18 protein-coding genes are annotated in these 20,366 nt (G+C 34.5%); 7 read left to right on the top strand and 11 right to left on the bottom strand.

Features of this window, described 5'->3' with window-relative positions; all coding sequences use genetic code 11:
* Positions 1–146: 146 nt before the first annotated feature.
* The 5 genes from IPM51_14950 to IPM51_14930 are packed head-to-tail and all read right to left on the bottom strand — an operon-like array spanning position 147 to position 5,740.
* On the bottom strand, positions 147–1,940 hold the full coding sequence (locus IPM51_14950) for a gliding motility-associated C-terminal domain-containing protein (protein ID MBK9285597.1): 1,794 nt from the start codon (positions 1,938–1,940) through the stop codon (positions 147–149).
* Positions 1,930–2,151, bottom strand: a complete 222-nt coding sequence (locus tag IPM51_14945; protein MBK9285596.1) for a T9SS type A sorting domain-containing protein — start codon at positions 2,149–2,151, stop codon at positions 1,930–1,932. Before IPM51_14945 ends, IPM51_14950 begins: the two co-directional genes overlap by 11 nt.
* A 48-nt stretch (positions 2,152–2,199) precedes the next feature.
* On the bottom strand, positions 2,200–4,620 hold the full coding sequence (locus IPM51_14940) for a TonB-dependent receptor (protein ID MBK9285595.1): 2,421 nt from the start codon (positions 4,618–4,620) through the stop codon (positions 2,200–2,202).
* Entirely contained in the window at positions 4,575–5,066 is a 492-nt protein-coding gene (locus tag IPM51_14935) for a hypothetical protein (protein ID MBK9285594.1), read from the bottom strand. Before IPM51_14935 ends, IPM51_14940 begins: the two co-directional genes overlap by 46 nt.
* A complete protein-coding gene (locus IPM51_14930; GenBank protein MBK9285593.1) occupies positions 5,063–5,740 on the bottom strand; it encodes an SDR family oxidoreductase in 678 nt (225 codons plus the stop codon). The genes IPM51_14935 and IPM51_14930 overlap by 4 nt, the downstream gene beginning before the upstream one ends.
* A 71-nt stretch (positions 5,741–5,811) precedes the next feature.
* Here IPM51_14930 and IPM51_14925 point away from each other — a divergent pair, with 71 nt between their 5' ends.
* Entirely contained in the window at positions 5,812–6,351 is a 540-nt protein-coding gene (locus tag IPM51_14925) for a hypothetical protein (GenBank protein ID MBK9285592.1), read from the top strand.
* Here IPM51_14925 and rlmD read toward each other — a convergent pair.
* On the bottom strand, positions 6,336–7,760 hold the full coding sequence (gene rlmD / locus IPM51_14920) for a 23S rRNA (uracil(1939)-C(5))-methyltransferase RlmD (protein MBK9285591.1): 1,425 nt from the start codon (positions 7,758–7,760) through the stop codon (positions 6,336–6,338). The genes IPM51_14925 and rlmD overlap by 16 nt on opposite strands.
* Positions 7,761–7,848: 88 nt before the next feature.
* Here rlmD and truA point away from each other — a divergent pair, with 88 nt between their 5' ends.
* The 3 genes from truA (at position 7,849) to mdh (ending at position 11,380) form a co-directional block, all read left to right on the top strand.
* Positions 7,849–8,613, top strand: a complete 765-nt coding sequence (truA, locus tag IPM51_14915; protein ID MBK9285590.1) for a tRNA pseudouridine(38-40) synthase TruA — start codon at positions 7,849–7,851, stop codon at positions 8,611–8,613.
* Positions 8,606–10,357 carry an ABC transporter ATP-binding protein gene (locus IPM51_14910; protein ID MBK9285589.1) on the top strand — a complete coding sequence of 584 codons (1,752 nt, stop codon included), beginning with the start codon at positions 8,606–8,608 and terminating at the stop codon, positions 10,355–10,357. The genes truA and IPM51_14910 overlap by 8 nt, the downstream gene beginning before the upstream one ends.
* Before the next feature lie 87 nt (positions 10,358–10,444).
* A complete protein-coding gene (gene mdh, locus IPM51_14905) occupies positions 10,445–11,380 on the top strand; it encodes a malate dehydrogenase (protein MBK9285588.1) in 936 nt (311 codons plus the stop codon).
* Between the two features lie 202 nt (positions 11,381–11,582).
* Here mdh and IPM51_14900 read toward each other — a convergent pair whose 3' ends face one another.
* The gene (locus IPM51_14900; protein ID MBK9285587.1) at positions 11,583–12,584 is read right to left on the bottom strand and encodes a T9SS type A sorting domain-containing protein; all 1,002 of its coding nucleotides are present in this window, start codon (positions 12,582–12,584) and stop codon (positions 11,583–11,585) included.
* 172 nt (positions 12,585–12,756) lie between these two features.
* Here IPM51_14900 and IPM51_14895 point away from each other — a divergent pair, with 172 nt between their 5' ends.
* Complete coding sequence (locus IPM51_14895; protein MBK9285586.1) at positions 12,757–14,355, top strand: hypothetical protein; 1,599 nt, start codon at positions 12,757–12,759, stop codon at positions 14,353–14,355.
* Here IPM51_14895 and recO read toward each other — a convergent pair whose 3' ends face one another.
* The 3 genes from recO to IPM51_14880 all read right to left on the bottom strand — a co-directional run bounded on the left by recO (position 14,356) and on the right by IPM51_14880 (position 17,982).
* Positions 14,356–15,078, bottom strand: coding sequence for a DNA repair protein RecO (gene recO / locus IPM51_14890; protein ID MBK9285585.1), 723 nt, complete (start codon positions 15,076–15,078; stop codon positions 14,356–14,358).
* A complete protein-coding gene (locus tag IPM51_14885) occupies positions 15,078–17,396 on the bottom strand; it encodes a hypothetical protein (GenBank protein ID MBK9285584.1) in 2,319 nt (772 codons plus the stop codon). Before IPM51_14885 ends, recO begins: the two co-directional genes overlap by 1 nt.
* Before the next feature lie 100 nt (positions 17,397–17,496).
* Positions 17,497–17,982: a hypothetical protein gene (locus IPM51_14880; GenBank protein MBK9285583.1), complete on the bottom strand. Its 486-nt coding sequence runs from the start codon at positions 17,980–17,982 to the stop codon at positions 17,497–17,499.
* Between the two features lie 131 nt (positions 17,983–18,113).
* On the opposite strand from IPM51_14880, the gene IPM51_14875 reads away from it, so the two are divergent.
* Positions 18,114–18,653 (top strand): hypothetical protein, encoded by a 540-nt coding sequence (locus IPM51_14875; GenBank protein ID MBK9285582.1) that lies wholly within the window; start codon positions 18,114–18,116, stop codon positions 18,651–18,653.
* Positions 18,654–18,655: 2 nt separating this feature from the next.
* Here the strand turns inward: IPM51_14875 and IPM51_14870 are convergent, their stop codons facing one another.
* A complete protein-coding gene (locus tag IPM51_14870; protein ID MBK9285581.1) occupies positions 18,656–19,114 on the bottom strand; it encodes a ComF family protein in 459 nt (152 codons plus the stop codon).
* A 278-nt stretch (positions 19,115–19,392) separates the two neighbouring features.
* Here IPM51_14870 and IPM51_14865 point away from each other — a divergent pair, with 278 nt between their 5' ends.
* Entirely contained in the window at positions 19,393–20,319 is a 927-nt protein-coding gene (locus IPM51_14865; protein MBK9285580.1) for a hypothetical protein, read from the top strand.
* The last annotated feature ends 47 nt before the right edge of the window (positions 20,320–20,366 follow it).

Raw genomic sequence — 20,366 nt, 5'->3', positions numbered from 1 at the left:
ACAAACCCATAGTCACTTCGAGTAGTCCCGCATTTAGCGGGACGTATCTAGAAGCGCTACGCTATTCAGTTCTCGATACGCTTCATTTCATTTCGCTACTCGAACTGACAACTACGATGTCACCACGTTACGCTATACGAACTAACTCACTGCATCAATGTAATATTCCCCTTGATAATTTTTTGAACGCCTGCTCTACCAGTGTATTGCAACACGTAAAAATAAACCCCTGCGCTTATTTCTTCACCACTTGTATTTCGTCCGTCCCAACCAATCAAAGCATAGCCTTGTTTATTAAAATTCAAATTTTCTCGATGATAAATGAGCGTACCCCAACGATCAAAGATGGAAAGATTTTGAAGAGAATAACCATATGGAAATTTAATTAACCATTGGTCGTTTGAATTATCATTATTCGGAGTAAAAATATTGGGAATAACAAGTTCTTTAAAACAAGTATCAGCCACGCTTATGGAAATGCTTAATGAACGACTAAAAGCACAAATACTTGCATTGCCAGTACTTGAAATATTTACCGAATAATTTGTATTAATGTGTGTTAATGTTTTTGCGATTAAATTACTTGTATAAGTAAAGGATGATTTGGGAAACCAATCAGAACTAACCGAATTGCCCGGAACAGAATTTAAATAAGAGAAAATAATAGTGTCATTTGGACAAACCGGATTTAAATTACTGATTAAAGTTGGTGAATTGGTATAAATTGGAACGGAAATGCTTAAGCTTGCAGTTTTTTGAAAAGGGCAAAAGGTATATTCGCCATTATTATTAATATTTAAGGTAAAAATAGTATTGGCATTTAATTGAGCCTGTGCAGAAAAATTATTTGTTTGAGTATAAATTTCTAATGGCAACCAAGAATAAGTATTTGTGCCAGGTGGATTATTTAATATGTTAAGCGTAATTGTATTGTTGGGGCAAGTAGTGGGCGAATTAGAACTTAGTATTGGTTCTAAACCATTATACTTTGGTTTTACTTGAACTTGTACGGTATCTTTTTTAATTAAGCCACAAACATCTTGTGTAACAATATATGTTTGTGTAGTGGCTGGTTTTACCCATAAGCCCCCACCGTTACCAATGGTTGTGGAATTTGCCGAAGTGCTCCATAAACATTCTAAGCCAATTTCAGGAGGTCGACCAATAAAAACACTATCACCTATACAAATTATTGTGTCTTTGCCCGCGTAGGCAGCAAGATCTGTCTCTATAACGGATACGTCATCTACGTGATAATCGGCCACAACTTTAAATGCACCTGGATAAACTAAACTGGCTGTCAATAAGGCCTGAGGTTTAAAATTTCCTAACGTGATATAGGACTCATTACCTGAAGCAATAAAGGTTTCTTGAACTTTCATCCAGTTTAAAGTATCACTTAAAAAAATACCTACAGGGCTTTTTATTTGCGGATTAACAACCGCAACCTCACCAAAAGCAATGGCAGCAATAGTACCATCGTCCAAATAAGCACTTAATTCATCTGAAGCATATTTACTCGAATTGAAAAGGTTCACGTAAAATGTTACGCAATAAGATTTGTTTGATACTAACGATTTTGTTAGAGGTGCCTGAATGTAACTTCGCCATTTTAAAAATGAAGTGCTATTATAATAATTTATTCCTGCCATGAAATTTCCAGTCCGTGCTGTCTGAAATCCCATAACAGGAATCATACTTGGGGAAGGTGGCCCAATTATACTACCACCCCCTCCACCGGCTTTTAAAGTATCCCAAGGAACAGCTTTATAAATAACGTCAAAATAAAGAGTTGTGTCTAAATTAATTATTGTTTCAAAACTTGGATTTGGGACATAGTTAACCTGACCGTTGAAAGATGAAATAATTAAACAAAGAGCCAAAAGCATAGCCTTTGGCTCTTGTAAGCCAAGTATTTTATTAGTTATCTTATTTATCAATAATAAGTCGGTGTACATCCGTGCTTCCGTCCTGTAATTTTACTTTTACAAGATAAGTGCCATTAAGAAGATTTTGACTCATTCTAATTTCATCTCCATCATCAAGTAACCTATTCTCCTTTAAAATTTCCTTACCCGTTATATCAAAGATAGTGATTTCAACGCTTTGTTTTTCAGATTCATTAAAACTCTGAACCACATTAATCGTCAAATTATAAAGGATCTTTCTAAACTCATCAAAGTTAAAAAGAATAGAATATTAAAACATCAAACGGTATTGCGGAATGACAAAAAACTTTAATTGATAATCCGTTTTTATCCGTTCATTGGTAATGTCATATGCTTCCTGGAAAACGTTATCATGTTTGGTGATGTTTTGTATATCCACTGAAAATTCATGGGTCACTTTTTTTGAATTGAAACGATATCCGGGTTTTACGTCTATCCTGAAATAATAAGGATATTGAAGACTGTATGCTTTTGATTCATCATTCCTTTGCTCCTTTGCAGCGATGCTTGCCTGCATATCAATAGGTGTGTATTTTTTTCCGCCGGCGTAAGTCATACGTGCATCTAATATTAAAACATGTTTTTGATTTATTTTAAATTCTTTTCCGGCCAATGCATTGGTAACATAATTACCGTTAAAAGCTGTACTTCTTTCAACACCGTCACTTCCCTTATACAAACTTTGAAAAAAACTTCCGGTTATTAAAAAATAATAGCCTTTGCTATAAAATTTTTCAATGGTCAATTCCAATCCATAATTTTTTCCGGTTCCTTTACTGACTAAATCGGTAATATTTGGACTATCAAAATCGGCTCCTAAATTTAGTACAGAGAAAAAACTGGCCGTATCCTTTACCGGTGCATTATAAATATATTGATAATACAATTCTGTTTTTAACCGAAAACTGCTTGATAAAACTACATCATGCGCAATTACGGCATGAGCCGCACGGGTAAAATCTAAATTTCTATTTGTTTCTATTCTGTCTCCATTGGGTAAAGTTTTACTGGCAAAATATACATAGGCCGGCTGTAATTGACTATGTAATCCTCCTCCCAAATTAATACTCTGTTTGTTCGTAATTGAATATTTTAATCCAACGCGAGGTTCAATAGCGTTTGATTCATTTAATAAAAAGTATTGATTGCTAATGCCGGTATTTAAAGCTACTCGATCACTGAATTTATGTTGCCATTGGAAGAAAGCTCTTAAAAGTCCGCTATTTCCTTTATAATCTCTTAAAGTTTCAAAAGTGTTTACACCAAAATAATTATCTATACTATCCACAAAAAGGGAAGTGAACATATCCACATATAATCCGGTACTTATATAATTTCTCGAATTAAATTTTTTATGAAACGTACTGTTTCCAATACTATGAACAGTTTGTGTAATTTGTCGGTATTCGGGTTTTAAATTTTTTGGCGATTGAAAAGAAGTGTCTATTCTGTCGGCAATAATATTATTGTAAGAGCCGCTCATGCCCACATTTGTTTTTAAGTATGCATTATTTTTAAACAGAAAAGTATGACTTACACCGGCAGCGCCTACATTGGAGCGAAAATAGGTATCGCGTGCACTGTAACCATATAAGTCCTGCCCTTCTTTCTTATCACTTTCCAAAAGCGCAATGTAACTCAATCCTCCAATACCCCACGCGGAAAATTTACCGGCACGTTCTGAATTCAGATCTGCTTTAAAAGTAATGTCCTGATATTGAGGAACAGCACTCCCCGTACCAAAATCTATATTCAAAGCTTTAAATACCGATAAGGTTGAATATCGGTAATCTACTAAAAACGATGCATTTTTCTTCTTATTCATAGGTCCTTCTGCACCCAACTCAAATCCATTAAAACCTACTTGTCCCAGAAATTCAAATTTTTCATCATTCCCTTTTCTCATTCTTAAATCGAATACGCCGGCGGTTGCATTTCCATAATCGGAAGCAAAAGCACCCGTCATAAAATCTGAATTATCGAGCGTATTGTTGTTTAATATACTAACCGGACCTCCGGTTGAACCGGAATTACCAAAGTGATTTGGATTTGGAATATCTAAACCGTTTAAACGCCACAGCACTCCTAATGGAGAATTACCACGAATTATTATATCATTGCGCGAATCATTAGCGCCACTCACACCGGCAAAATTGGCGGCCATGCGCGCCGGATCATTTCTACTCCCCGCATAACGTGCTGCTTCTTCCGCACTAAAAAGACGAGAACTAACGGTATTCATTTTGTTATTGGTTAGCGTTTTATCTTGTTCAGCAATTATTTCCACTTCTTCACCTTGCACCACATTTTCTTCTAACTCAATAATATTAACTGATTCTTTCCCGGCATTTAAAACTACGGTAATAAATTTTTCTTTGTAGCCCAACATGTAAATTTTAATTTGCCATCTTCCGATAGGTACTTGCTGTAGTTTAAAATTTCCTTTCTCATCGGTAGCATTTCCAATAGGAGCATCTGTTCCAAGCAATTGTACAATAGCACCGGGTAAGGGAGACTGAGATTGCTTATCAAGCACAGTTCCTTTTATGGTTTGCGTAATTTGTGCGTATGAATGATTAAACTGAACAAATAGAAATAAGAATATGTAAAATCTTACGGTAATGATTAATTTCTTTTTATTTGTCCAGGTAAGTGACGAACTTTTAAGCAGGCATAAGCATCCGGACAACGACTAGCACTAACTTCATAATAAGTCATGGTAACCTCATCATTTGCAAATACAATTTTATAATTTGGCTTTTGCCAAACCTTAACTAAACAATCGGCAAAAAAATCAGATTTAGGGGATCCATCCGGAGTTCGTTTAAATTGTTTCCATTCTTCAAAAAGAAAAAATTCTCCATCTGTTAACTTGATAACAACAATACCTTCCTCATCAGTAATAATGCTATCGATGCAATGTTTGTCTTTATACACATAAAACTTCGTATTCTTCAAAGGTCGGTCGGTAATAAACATTTTAGTAGTGTCGGCCGCTTTGCCTTCATTACAAACCGGGGGAGTATATCTGAAAATAAGTTCCACCTTATGAATTTCCTGCGCAAAAATTAAGTTGGAAACAAAACAAAAAACTGAAACGATGATTATTTTTTTCATGGTGTTTTTAAACTAACGGGTATTACTTTGCCGTTCATATATTTTTGGCCTTCTAATGCAAACCAGGCTATATATCCCGCCATATCTTTTGCACTTAAGGGTGCTTTATATCCGGGAAAGGCCTGACTTAACATTTGTGTTTGGGCACTGCCTAATGCCAAACAATTAACTGCAATTTTTTTGGATGAAAGTTCTTCGGCAAGGCATTCCGATAAGCCTGCTATAGCTGACTTGCTGCTACTGTAAGCGCTCAATCCCGCAAACTTTGAACTTCCCTGAAAACCACCCATACTCCCTATATTCACTATATGTGAATTCGCATTTCTTTTTACTAAGGGCAAAATTTTTTGAATTAATAAAAAGGGGGCAAATACATTGGTTGAATAAACAGCCAGTAATTCTTTTTCACTCAATTTCTCAAATGGTTTTTTGACCAATAAACCTGCATTGTTTATAATTATCTCAACCTTTTTTCCGGTTTTTACAGCGGCATTATAAATTTTGGTTCTTCCGCTAACTGTGTTGATGTCTGCTTGCACCGAAATCACATTTTTGGATTTAAATTTTGTTGCAGTGCGTGAAACCGCCAAAACGACAAGATCTTGATGAACTGCCAAAAGCTTTACCAATTCATGTCCAATTCCTTTTGAAGTTCCCGTAACTATTACAAGCATATTTTGTAAATTTGTTAAACAAAGATATAGCAAACTTGCGATTTACTCTAACATATTTAATTGTTTTTTTAATGAGTGCAGGCTTATGGTCGCAAACAGATAGCGTGTATTACGGTGCAACAGATGATTTACCCATTCGAGAAAAGAAAAAAGAAAAGAAAGATTTGATAGAAAAACTGAATTATGGCGGTAGCTTTCAATTATTTTTTGGCACAACCACTTTTATTTATCTGGCCCCAACTATTGGTATTTATGCTAATGAAAGATTAAATGTTGGGGTTGGGGGTGTTTATTCTTATTGGAATACCCGTTTTAATAATAGAAATTTTTCGCAATCACTAGCCGGGGGGCAAGTATATGCAAAATTTAATATTATTGAAAATTTAGCATTAGTAGGACAATACGACAAACTTTATCAACCTGACTGGAATTCTTTAAGCCCCGATTCCAAAGTTTGGGTAGATTATGCCTTAGTTGGATTTGCCTATGCACAACCGGCGGGAGATAAAACTGTTTTTTATACTACACTTATGTATAATTTAACGCCCCATCGTTCATCCATATATCCGGGTAATTTTGTATTTCAATTTGGATTTCACATTGGATTCTGAATCTTCCTTTTTTCAAGCAATACCACATTTTCAACGTGAGCGGTTTGCGGAAACATATCAACCGGTTGAATTTTTTTAATTTCATACATTGCTTCCATCAAAGCTAAATCTCTGGCTTGTGTAGAGGGATTACAACTTACGTATACTACTTTTTCGGGCGAGGCATTTAGGATTACTTTTATTACATCTTCATGCATCCCGGCTCTCGGAGGATCGGTAATTATAACATCCGGTTTTCCATTTTGCGTAATGAAATTACTATTTAAAATATCCTTCATATCTCCTGAATAGAAAACCGTATTTGTTATATTATTTGCTTTAGAATTAATTCGGGCATCAACTACAGCATCCTCTACATATTCTATCCCTACAACTTTTTTAGCGTTTTTAGCTATAAAATTAGCAATAGTGCCGGTGCCGGTATATAAGTCGTAAACAATTTCATCCCCTTTTAATTCGGCAAACGCTCTGGTTATTTTATACAATTCATAAGCCTGTTTTGAATTGGTTTGGTAAAAAGATTTTGGGCTGATTCTGAATTTTAATCCTTCCATTTCTTCTGTAATAGTGTCAGTTCCTGCATAAACTTTTATTTCCAATCCGGTTAAGGTATCATTGGGTTTATTACTATGCACATATTGTAAGGAAGTAATACCGGGAAATTTATTTTTAAGATGATTTAATAATTGAAACAGCACTTCCTCATTCCAGTCATATACCGCTACCACAACCATAGTTTGCCCGGTACTTGTGGTACGAATCATTAATGTTCTTAAAAATCCCCCTTTGTTTCTTATATTAAAAAAAGTGAGCTTATTCTCTTCGGCATACTTTCTAACTTCGTTTCTTATTTCATTACTTAATTCGGTTTGTAAATGACAATGTGTAATGTCTAACACTTTATCAAATAATCCCGGAATATGAAAGCCAACTGCATTCTTATTTTTAATCTCTTCCCCGTCCTTCATTTCTTCCTTACTTAGCCAGCGCTTATCCGAAAATGAAAATTCAAGTTTATTTCTGTAAAAATATTCGGTGGCATTTCCTAAAATAGGAGCTATGGAATCAAAGGTAAGTTTGCCAATGCGAGTAAATGCATCAAACACATACTTCTGTTTAAATTCAAGTTGTTTTTCATAAGAAAAATCTTGCCACTTGCAACCGCCACAAACGCCAAAATGTGTACAAGCCGGCTGAGTTCTAAAAGGCGATAATTTTTTGATGGTTTGCGTGTATCCTTCTGCATAATTATTTTTTTTTCGGAAAATAAAGGCATCTACAACATCACCGGGCACGGCCCCATCAATAAATACAACCAAACCGTCGTGCCGGGCTATAGCTTTTCCTTCGGTACTGATATCAACTACCTCTAAATCTTCTAGAACAAAATTCTTTTTAATTTTAGTCATGTGGGCACAAATTTAGCAAATAAAGGGGGCCCTTTAAATATTAATCATTAGCTGAATTGAGCCATAATTTATACGTAAATTTGCGGACATGTCGAGGTACTTTCTAACACTTTCCTATCAGGGCAAAGATTACAATGGTTGGCAGATTCAGGATAATACGCCCAACACCATTCAGCAGGTTTTGGAAGAAAAAATATCAATGCTACTCAATGAAAATATTGAAATTACCGGATGTGGAAGAACGGATACCGGTGTAAATGCACAGAATTACGTGGCTCATTTCAATTGCAGAAAAGTTGAACTGATAGAAAACAAAAATCATTGGATTTATAAATTTAATACGGTTTTGCCTCCTTCCATTGCAATAAGTAATATCAGAAAAGTGAAAGAGGAGGCCCACGCTCGATTTGATGCACAAAAACGCGTATATTATTATTATTTACATCAATTAAAAAATCCGTTTATTGAAAATAAAAGCTGGTATTTATATGGTGAGCTTGACTTTGAATTAATGAATCGAGCAGCCGTATTACTTTTTCAATACGAAGATTTTAGTTGTTTTAGTAAAGCTAATACACAAACCAAAACAAACAACTGCAAAATTTACAAAGCCAAATGGCAAAAGGTAGGTGACGCTGAATGGAGATTTACAATTGCTGCCGATCGTTTTTTAAGAGGGATGGTAAGAGCCATTGTAGGAACCCTGATTTTAATAGGGAGAAATAAAATTACATTATCAGAATTTAAAGCAATTATAGAAAGTAAAGACAGAAAAAACGCCGGAGCCAGCGCCCCCGCTCACGCACTTTACTTAAGTGGTGTTCAATATCCCAATCACATTTTCATTGACTGAAACTACAAAAAATAAAGGCCTAAATTTTGCGTTACTTAAACGAATACTAAGTTACATACGTTCGTATAAACTTTTATTTTTTGGCGCATTAACAATCACGCTTTTACTTTCCGCATTATCTATTGTTAGACCCGTACTCATAAATAAAGCATTAAATAGTTTTGTGGTATCTAATTCAACAGACGAATTAAATAATTATGCGCTTTTAATACTTGGCTTTTTAATTTTTGAAGCCTTGGCACAAATACTAAATATTAGATTTACCAATTTATTAGGACAAAATATTATTTTCGATTTGCGTAATCAAGTTTACAAGCATCTAATAAGTTTAAAAAATGCTTATTTCGATAATACCCCGGTGGGAATGCTGGTAACCAGAAGTATTTCAGATATTGAAAGTTTGAGTGAAGTTTTTTCACAAGGCTTTATTATGATTTTGGGAGACCTATTGATGCTAATAATTTTTATTGCGGCCATGTTTTGGTCGAATTGGGTTTTAGCACTCATGGCACTGAGCACTATTCCCCTTTTATTTATTGCCACTGCCTTATTTAAAAGAGGAATCAAAAAAACCTTTACTATGGTGAGAAACGCAGTTTCAGACTTAAATACCTTTGCCCAAGAGCGAATTACCGGAATGAAATTAGTACAACTTTTTAATCGGGAAAAAGAAGAGTTTGAAAATTTTAAAGAAATCAACAATAAACATCGCCAGGCTAACATTCAATCTATATTTTATTATTCCGTATTTTTTCCGGTTGTAGATATTCTATCCTCGGTTTCCATTGCTTTGGTTATATGGTTTGCCGGTGTTAAAAGTAATGTTTATCAAATCAGCCTAGGTGATATCACCTTTTTCGTCATGATGGTGAATATGATATTCAGACCCATTCGAATGTTAGCAGACCGACTCAATACTTTGCAAATGGGTATTGTTGCCGCTGAACGCGTATTTAAAATCCTGGATACGGATGAAAAAATTGAAAATACGGGTACCATCCCTTTTACCGGAGTAAAAAATAAAATTGAATTTAAAAATGTATATTTTTCATATAATCCCAATTTTGAGGTTTTAAATGCTTTAAATCTTTCTGTAAACGCGGGCGAAACCATTGCTTTAGTAGGTTCTACCGGGTCAGGCAAAACTACAGTGATAAATTTATTAAGTCGTTTCTATGAAAAAACAAAAGGTGAAATACTCATCGATGAAATTATGCTGGAAAACTATGACTTAAGCAGTTTAAGATTAAATACCGGTGTTGTTTTGCAGGATGTGCATTTATTTAATGATACCTTATTAAACAACATTACCCTTAAAAATCCGGATTATTCCTTATCGCAGGTTGAAGAGGCCACTCGTGAAATTGGACTAATGGACTTCGTAGATGAATTACCCGGTGGATTTAATTATCAGGTTACCGAACGCGGACAAGGATTATCGGCGGGACAGAGACAGTTGGTGGCTTTTATAAGAGCTTATATTTATAATCCGGCTTTATTTGTTTTAGATGAAGCCACAGCTGCAATTGACAGTAAAACAGAGCAATTAATACAAAAAGCATCTGAAAAATTGGCCAGCGGAAGAACATCAATTATCATTGCTCACCGGTTATCAACCATTAAACATGTAAACTGTATATATGTATTTGAAAAAGGGAAAGTTATTGAAAGTGGAACTTTGAATCAGCTATTAGAACAAAACGGATATTTTAAAAAATTATACGAGACTAGTTCTGATGCATAAATATTTAATAAAATGGCTTTGCTTAAAAAATATATTCTCTTACTTTTACTCTGATATAAAAATTAAACTTAAATTAAAAATAATAATATGAAAGTATCTATCATCGGCGCCGGAAATGTAGGTGCAACTTGTGCAGAATATATTGCACTTAACAGTATAGCAAGTGAAGTTGTTATCTTAGACATCAAAGAAAATTTTGCAGAAGGAAAGGCATTAGATTTAATGCAAACAGCCACCCTAAACGGTTTCAATACAAGGGTTAGCGGAAGCACCAATGATTACAGTAAAACAGCAGGAAGTAAAGTTGTTGTAATTACAAGTGGAATTCCAAGAAAACCGGGTATGACCCGCGAAGAATTAATCGGAATTAATGCAGGCATTGTAAAAACAGTAACCGATAACGTATTAAAACACTCACCTGATGCGGTAATTATTATTGTAAGTAATCCGATGGATACGATGACTTATTTAGCATTAAAAGAAAGCAAATTGCCAAAAAACAGAATCATTGGAATGGGTGGAATTTTGGATAGCGCACGTTTTAAATGTTATTTATCTATGGCATTAAATGCTCCGGCAAGCGATGTAAACGGAGTAGTAATTGGCGGGCACGGTGATACCACCATGATTCCATTAACGCGATTAGCTTCTTATACCGGAGTTCCGGTTTCACAGTTTTTAAATGACGAAACTTTGAAAAAAGTAGCTGCTGATACCATGGTAGGTGGCGCTACCTTAACCGGCATGTTGGGTACCAGTGCTTGGTATGCACCGGGAGCAGCTGTTGCTCAATTGGTAAACAGCATTATTAACGACCAGAAAAAATTATTCCCTTGTTGCGTTGCCTTAGATGGAGAATACGGACAAAAAGATATTTGTTTAGGTGTTCCGGTAATTATTGGAAAGAATGGTTGGGAAAAAATTGTGGATTATAAATTAAATGCAGAAGAGCAAGCCGCATTTAACAAAAGTGCCGAAGCGGTTAGAAATATGAATAATGTATTGAGTACCATGAAAGCATAATAAAATTACAGTTTCAGATTAAAAAAACCTCTGTTTATTCAGGGGTTTTTTTATTGAAAAAATTGATTGAACATTATGCATCGGACAAAAATTATATGAAATTGATGTGCTTGAAATTGTAACAGGGATTTATGAAAAGAAAGAAATTTTGCAAGGCGAAAATTGTCGTTTATGGTAACCCTTTAAATTCAAATAATTAAACTTACTCCTTAATAAATTTCTGACTTAACTCCCCGGAACGGATAAAGTACACGCCACTATTTAAATTTTTAATATTCACATCGGCTTCATTTGAATTCAATTCTACTTTTTGGCGCTGAACTACATCTCCTATTAAATTATAAATTTGAAGTTCATCCATCAAATGGCCACTCAAATGTATATTGTCGGTTGACGGGTTAGGATAAATCTTCAATTCATTTTTCATCTTGTGACAATTCCCGGCCAATATAGTTTGTGAAAATTTATAATATCCCATATCATCCACATGTTTTAATCTATAATAGGCAACATCATTTTCTTCTGAATAATCTGTATAAGTATATTCTCCGTCGCCATGATAATTCTCATCATTATATACTTTTAAAGTCGTCCAATCTTCCCCATTAAAACTTTTTTGAACTTCCAGCATCCCTCTATTCCATCCGCCGATAACTTTCCATTGTAGCTTAGCTTCATTTTTATTTGAACACTCCGCTTTGAATGAAGCAAGTTCAATAGGTAAAATAATTAAAGGAACAAAACAATCTAAAAGTGTAACTCTTGATCCAGCACCTAATCCATTATGCGTAATAGTATAGGTAGTTGAACCGATATTATTATTTACTGTCATTATAGAACCATTAGCCGGTAATGCGTTATCTGTTACAGATGCACCGGCAGCACTGTAATCTGGCGTACAATAATTGCTCATGGTAATAGCGCCTGTACCTGCGGCAAAATAAAATGTTTCGGTTTGATTGGTGCCATTTACAATTATGGTCAAATTGGTAACGGGGGCCGAAAATGTTAGTCTGATATAATGTGTCGTTGTAATTAATCCCCAAGCCGGCGATGCACAAGCATATAAGTTTCCGCCACAACTATAACTTATGTTATTATAATTTCCACAATTAGTAGATACTGAAACGGTAATTCCAGAGCCAATACTAAAATACGGATACGAAGTTGTTGGAATTCGATAGGCAGTCAAATAATTTCCCATTGTGCAGGCCTGCGCTGGCAAATTTTTGTTAATCAAAAACAAAATAATACAGAATATAATTTTTAATTTCATTCTCATAGTAAAGATAGCCAAATTTTCAATATTGCAAAACGTGCTTAAATCTGATAATTACCGCAAGCGAAGCGGCTTTTTATGTACTTTTACTTTATAAATGAAGAGGATTTTTATACTACTATTTTTGTTAAATCATGCTCTCATTGCACAATATGATCAGCAGGCCCGAAATGCTTTTTTAGAAAACCAGGTGAATGAAGCCTTCGATTATCAGAATATACAACGACCGGATCTTAAATTTCACTCCTCTTTTAAACCTTATTTAAGCAGTACTTTCTCAAATTATAATGACTCTTTAATACCTTTCAAATTTTATGCTTTTAAAAATTACTTTTTAAGTAAAACGTTTAACGAAAAACCGCAGAAAAGAAACTGGTTTAATTTACAACTTCATCCTGTTGTTAATGCATCAATAGGTTACGACCCTCTTTTGAAAAGTCCGCTAGCCGAATATTTAGGCGGGATGCATTTAAAAACCAATATTAACGACGACTTCACTTTTGCCGCAACTCTTGTTGGTGGCAGAGTGTCTTTACCCTATTTTAACGACACCTTAGTTTACGCCAATAAAGTTATTCCTGAATTCGGACAAGCCTATAGCAACAATAAAAAAGGATATCAGGTTTTTGATTACACGGGTTATTTATCTTATTCGCCCCACAATAATAAAGTTTTTAATTTTCAGGCCGGGAGAGACCGGCATTTTATTGGCGATGGATATCGCAGTTTATTGTTGAGTGATGTTGCGCCGGCCTATCCTTTTTTTCGAATCAACACTAATATCTGGCGCTTTCAATACAATGTTTGGTATACCATGATGACAGACATTAGTGGGGCTAATGGTGAAAAAGAAAAATTCAGAACTAAGTTTGCGAGTTTTCATTATTTGAGTTACAACATTACTAAAGAACTAAATGTTTCTGTATTTGAAAATATTATTTGGCGAGGCAATGATAGTTTGAGTAACAGAACTTTTGATGTAAACTACCTAAACCCTGTTATCTTTTTTCGTCCCGTTGAATATTCGGTTGGCTCTCCCGATAATGCCTTGATGGGATTAAATATAAGTTACAAATTTAAATCACATTTTAAATTATATGGTCAATTGGCCTTAGATGAGTTTTTGTTATCTGCCATACGAGCCCGCACCGGATGGTGGGCAAACAAACAGGCCTGGCAACTTGGAGCACGTTATATCAATGCCTTTGGCAAAAGAGGTTTAAGCTTTCAGTTTGAATATAATGAGGTGAGGCCGTACACATATACCCATGGCATTGTACAACAAAACTACGCGCATTACGGTTCGCCCTTGGCCCATCCCATGGGAGCGAATTTTCGTGAACTTCTAGGTATGGTTAAGTTTCGCAAAAAGAACATAGAGTTTTCGGGCAAATTAAATTATGCACTGATAGGTAAGGATACCTCAAACTCAAAAACTAACATGGGTCAAAATTTATTTATCAGTTATGTTAACCGTCCTTATGAATATGGACACTATACCGGACAGGGTATTCAAAATAATTTTTTACAGTTTGATTTTAAATTCACTTATTTTCTCATTCCGGATATGAACCTAAGAATGGAAGCCGGTTTTATTCAAAGATCGCAAAGTACAACAGAGGGCTATATTATTCAGGACCCTTTTATTTATTTTGGTATTAAATCCGGGATTTGGAACTCCTATAGAGATTACTAATTACAGCTCACTCATTACTTCCTTCAAAACAATATGACTTTTAGGAGGCGAAAAACCCGGAATATGCATTTGATAATAAGCCAGTAAAAGATCTAATAATTTTATACGATGTTCCTTACTCCATTTTTTCTCAGGCGAATTGTTCTGAATAGCTTCATTAAAAAGTTGGGACTCTTCTCTGTCAAATCCCATTGGAAAAGGCAAATGAACGGCTACAAATCTCCCTTCACGATTATCAAAAAAGCAATTGATGTTATCAAAATTAGCCTGCGGTTCTATGCCCAGATAAATAGAAAGTTCTAGCATAAAATACACGTGTAAAGCATTTAAATTGTTATCGCATTCATTCAAGTACTTTATAAATTGTTCAATAAAATCAAAAAGTATAAAATTTGACGATTGCTCCTTTAAGGTTTTAATAAGCAATTCATTTATAAACTGAGCTATGCCTATTTTAGCAAAATTGCCTGTAATATTTTCATTCGGGCAATAACAAAAAGCCTCGTTTAATTGCTGTACATCTTTATTTTGTTTTACAATCAATTGTGCTTCAATTAAACTACAAGGAAGTATACTTGATGTTTTAACTTTTGCTTTTGGAGAACTTCCTGTAACCACAGCCACGCTCAGTAATCCATGCTCTCGCGTGTATAATTTCAAAATAGATTTTCTGTCGCCGTATTTTACAGCTTGCAAAACAAGCGCTTTGTCATTTACTCGCATTAATTTACAACCAGAATTTTGGTTAATGCTTTAATTTCTCCGTTGGGCACCATTGCATATATAATATATACACCGGATGCTGCCCTGGCACCGGAAAGATTTTTTACATCCCAAACAATTTGTCCCCCATTAGATTTGGTTTCCCACACTAAATTTCCGCTTTCATCCGTAATCTTTACAATAGACTCGTCTACCAATCCTCTTACAAATACATTTCCTGTATAGCCCGGTTTAACCGGATTTGGGAATGCATATATTTGGGAATAGTTTTCGGCTCCTTCTATTATTCCGCTTCTAAATGATTGTAAACCTAAATCAGTTCCAATAAAAACATCTCCGGTTTCCGGGTTGTAATTTAAATCAACCACATTGTTTGAATACATAGGACTGTTTTCTTTTGTAAAATGATATAATTCCTTTTGACCGTCTGAATTAAAACAATATAGGCCGCTGGATAATGTACCTACCCATTTATTGTTAGCTCCATCCACAACAATTGAAGTTACTGTTTCTTTTTCCAATAACAGTTCTACATTCCCATCCTGAATAATTTTAATCGGTTCGGCATCAAAGTTGGTGGGATCAAAAATATTAGTTGGTGTATAAAATACGCGAATACCTTCGGAAGTACCCACCCAAATTTTTCCATCTTTATCTTCCGCAATAGAGTAAACTGAATTGGATTGTAAATTTCCGGCACCGGCTTCTTTAAATAATACTTTTGCAACGGAGGTGGTAAAATTATCATGCTTATAAACAGTTAGTCCACCATCTCTTTCGTGTAGAGCCCAAACAAAGTTATTTCGGTCAACCATTATTTTACGAGTGAAACGCGGTACCGTTAAATTAAAGGATAAAAAATTTCCATCGGCTTTACGAACGGCAATATATTCTTTAACATCGCTGTTGGCAATCCATAAATTCCCGTCTTTATCCATTGATAAGCCACCAATGCGAATTTGATCCTGTACCACTTCTTTTAAAGTACTATTGGTAGTATTGTATATTTTCACAAGTGTGTGATCTTTAAATTCACACAAGCCTGTGCTCCATGAGCTGGCCCAAATACGGGAATGATCTTTCCGGTCGAAAATAACATGATTAATATCGTAGATATAATTATTTGAAAAATCTTTAAAAGTAAAATACTCCCAATTATTTTCACGGTAGTGATTAATCCCTTCAACTAATAATATGGTGCCGCCACCATCATTTGGATAAGAAGGGGAAACTAAAACTTCACCTTTATCTACGTCTATATTACTTACGTAGCTTTTATTGGTACCGTTCACCGTAATTAAGTTTTGAGGGTAAAATGGATTGGAACCATAGGTTTGAAACAACCCGTTCCTTCTATCCGCTACCCAATAAGACAGCTCGTTGGTATTGTCCATAAAAAAAATAGCATCTTCTGCCTTTATTTCTATACCGTTATAAGATGTTATATATGCTTTTGTTTCTTTAGTATTCACATCTACAATTAAGGGTCCGAATTGAGCCATAAACGAAAAGTATTTTCCATCTACATGCAGTAATTTATTTACAATATAGTTTTGTCCTATATCCGTATATCGCTTCCAAATATTATTTTCTAAAATAAATAAAGTATCAATTAATTGTCCGGGTAATATTTTTGAAGGGGCGAACGCAGCAATTATTTTATTTTCTACAGCAACAACCCCGGAATAAATACCATTTGGAAGTGGTGTTGCTAATTTCCAATTACTGAAATTGTTTAATATTTTCAATTTATGATTGGCACGAAACAGACCGTTAGGCGTTGCCGCAAAGATTAACGAATCATTTAAAGCAACCTGATATACCTCCAAATTAGTTCCATTAGGGCCGATAATATAGGAATCTTTAATTTCCAATTTTTCCATATCAAAAACAATAACCCCAAGGCCGGTAGCCAGGTAAGCCAAGTGACCAACAAAAAAAGCCTCGTTTATGGTTTTTTTCCCATTTATGGTTTTGATTTTAATATCCGGAAAGTTTTTAACTTGTCCTTCTGCATCTATCACATCAATATTCGAGTTATCATATACCACCAACATTTTATTATTATTGGGATTTACTCTCAATAATTTAACTCCTACGTCGTTTAAACCATTAATTTTATTTAATCTAGTGCCGGTTCCCTCCTCTATATCATAAATCATCAGGCCATTGTAATTTGACGCATAGATTTTGCCGTTAAACCGACAAAGGGTGTTTGCCGAATTAAAGCTCAGGTGATCTTGCCAGGAAAAAGGACCGATTTGCGCGCTCGCGTTTGAAATTACCCAAATAAGTATAAGTACCAGCCTTTTTTTCATTTCCAATGTAGTATCCTACAACGTTAAAATTAATGTTTTATTACTTTTAAAATCAGGTTTATTTATCGGTTAATGGGCTGTTTATTACAATTCGGATAAATCATTTCTTAGTTTCTTTTACTAAAACTGTATAATCCGGGGAGAATTTATAATACCAGGCCCCTTTTTTAAAATTAACATAAAATGAAATCCCTTTTGTTACCGAATTGGGATAATCAAAATAGCCACTTATTTTATATTTGGATAAGTACTCTGCCTGTTCAATTTTATCAAGTTTATTTACTTCTATATCCTTAATGGGCAAACGATTATTTATAGCCGTATCCAAAAACAATTTCAGCTCTTTAAAATGTTCTTTAATATCCTTTATTGTAAATTGTATCTGATGATTAGAAGAATCAACATTATTCAAATCCCACAATTGAACGAACGACATCTCATCAGAAACTTTCAAAAAAGTAATCGTTTTATCTAGTAATAATTCGGCATCTTTTTTCTGTAGTTTTTGGGCGAAAATACAGGGTAATGTAAAAATTATTAAAAGTACTGTAAGCTTAATTCTAAAATCGGTATTGATTTTGGCCATTCACTAAAATACGTAATTCTCAGCTTTATTTAACGCATTTGAGGGGATAATTTTGTTTGTATTGCTGTTAGTTAATTAGCATTTTATTGTTCTTTAACACTGTTTATTTTGTAAATTTAAACCTTAAATCTATGCGATTACACCTAATATCCGGCTTTGCCATGTTAGCTTTGTTTTTTATAACGGGCTGCAAACAGGAAATTGTTGAGCAAACTCCTGTAAAACAAAGGGTGTTTGAAGGATTTCATCCCTTATTAGATGAAATTATTTTAACCAAATCCGGTGTTTTTAGAGGGCTGGATTTAAATGCTAAAACTGAAGCTATTCTTAATAGTGAAAAAAACACGCCGGCTGAAAAAGAAAACGGAAGATTATTTTATGAATTTTTAAAGGATTCTGACACTAATTTTTCGGTAGAATACGTCATCCATAACGATTCTTTGGAAGAAATTAACGTGCAAATAAACAGTAACGATCTTGAATTAACCTCCTATTTATTTTGTGATATTAAAGATTATTATGCCAATAAACTGCCAAACCCTATAGAAGACCAGGGTCAAGTCGTTTACAACTGTTTTGAAGGCGAAAGAAAACCTTTTGTGGTTGCCTTAAGCGATAACTCAAGCCCAACCAAAGGCAAAATCAATATGGTTATTTACAAAGACAAGTAAATTTATCTTTTAGGCGCAAAGGCTAAAGCTGCAATTGATAATTTTAAACCTTTTATCTGCAATAAGCGTTGTGATGCAGCTTCCAAAGTGGCCCCTGTAGTAATTACATCATCAACCAACAATACATGTTTATTTTCAAGCAACAATTCATTTGAAATTTCAAATACCTTACCCACATTTTCCCAACGTTCAAATTTTTTAAGCTTGGTTTGAGTCCCGGTTTCTTTAGCTTTTAAAAGTATATCCGTAATTAAAGGTTTATTTAATTTATTGCTTACTCCTTTGCCTAAGTATTCGCTTTGATTATAACCCCTTTGTTTTAATTTTTTTGAGTGAAGCGGTATGGGGATGATCACATCAATGTCTGACATTACCCCATCATTTAACAAATCATAAGCAAATAATTCCCCTAAAAAAATGGCCAATTCTTTGTTTCCTTGGTATTTGATGGCATGTATCATATTTTGAACCCTACCCTGTTTTTCAAATATCAAAAAGGCAGCTATATTTTGAAATAGTACTCTGCCGCTTAACAAATGATAAAGTGGATTGTTGGGCGTTTTATGGAAATTGCTGCGATTCAATTGGACCAAACAGGAATTACATATCTGCTTTTCGTGTTTAAAAAGATTAACCCTGCAAGACTGACAAGCCCTGGGAAAAATTAATGACAAGAAATCGTTAATAAGTGTCATAAGCTTTAAGCGAATGTACTATTTTTTGTAAGTATTTTTGTTATGTGAATCAGAACAAACAAGAAGAAAATTCAAGAAAAAAAAGGGCCCTTTTTTTATGGCTCATAATTATTTTGTTAATGTGTACCAACGGAATAACCGGCTGGTTGTTATTTAACGAGAAAAACAAAATAGTTGAACAAAAAATAGTAACCGAAAAAATTATTATTGAACGCGACAATGTGAAGACGGATTTAATGGAATTACAACGCGATTTTGAAACCCTGCAAACCAACGATAAGTTTTTAGCACAAGACATTGAAGAGAAGAAGGCAAGAATTGAAGAACTAATAAAACAAGCTGAAAAACACAGGGGTGATGCTTACATCATTGGAAAATTGAAAAAAGAAACTGAAACTTTACGTGCCATTATGAAAGGCTATGTTCGCACAATCGATTCTTTAAACACCTTAAATCAAACCTTAGTAGCAGAAAAAAAATCGGTTTTAAAACAACTCGATAAGGAAAAAGAAAAACAAGAAGTGCTGGAAAAAGAAAAAGATGAATTAAAAAACACCATTGCTAAAGGAAGTGTTTTAAGTTGTTTTAATATTTCGGCAAAAGCTGTTTATTATAAGCGTGGGGGTAAAAAAGAAGTTGAAACCACTAAAGCCCGCAAGGCAGAAAAAATTAAAGTTAGTTTTAGTTTAGGGGAAAATAAAATTGCTAAAGCCGGTGAAAAAACCATCTTTATTCGAATCATGACTCCCGATGGAAAGGAAATGGCCAAAAGTTACGATGATAACTATAAGTTCAGCTTTAACAAAGGCAGCGGTTATTTTGCCGGTAAGGAAAGTTTAAATTATGCCAATACAGAAATAAGTGGCGCAACCTATTGTGAGGGCCAGGGTGAAATGGTGCCCGGAAATTACATACTCGAAATTTCCTGCGAAGGATCCATAATAGGAAGCGGAGGATTTAAATTAGATTAATAAAAAAGGTAAACATATAGTTTCCCTTTTTTTAGATCAAATCCGTT

The organism is Sphingobacteriaceae bacterium, assembly GCA_016715905.1.
Lineage (GTDB): Bacteria > Bacteroidota > Bacteroidia > B-17B0 > Aurantibacillaceae > Aurantibacillus.
The sequence above is the reverse complement of the archived record's forward strand: the minus strand, read 5'-3'. Positions and strand labels throughout refer to the sequence as shown.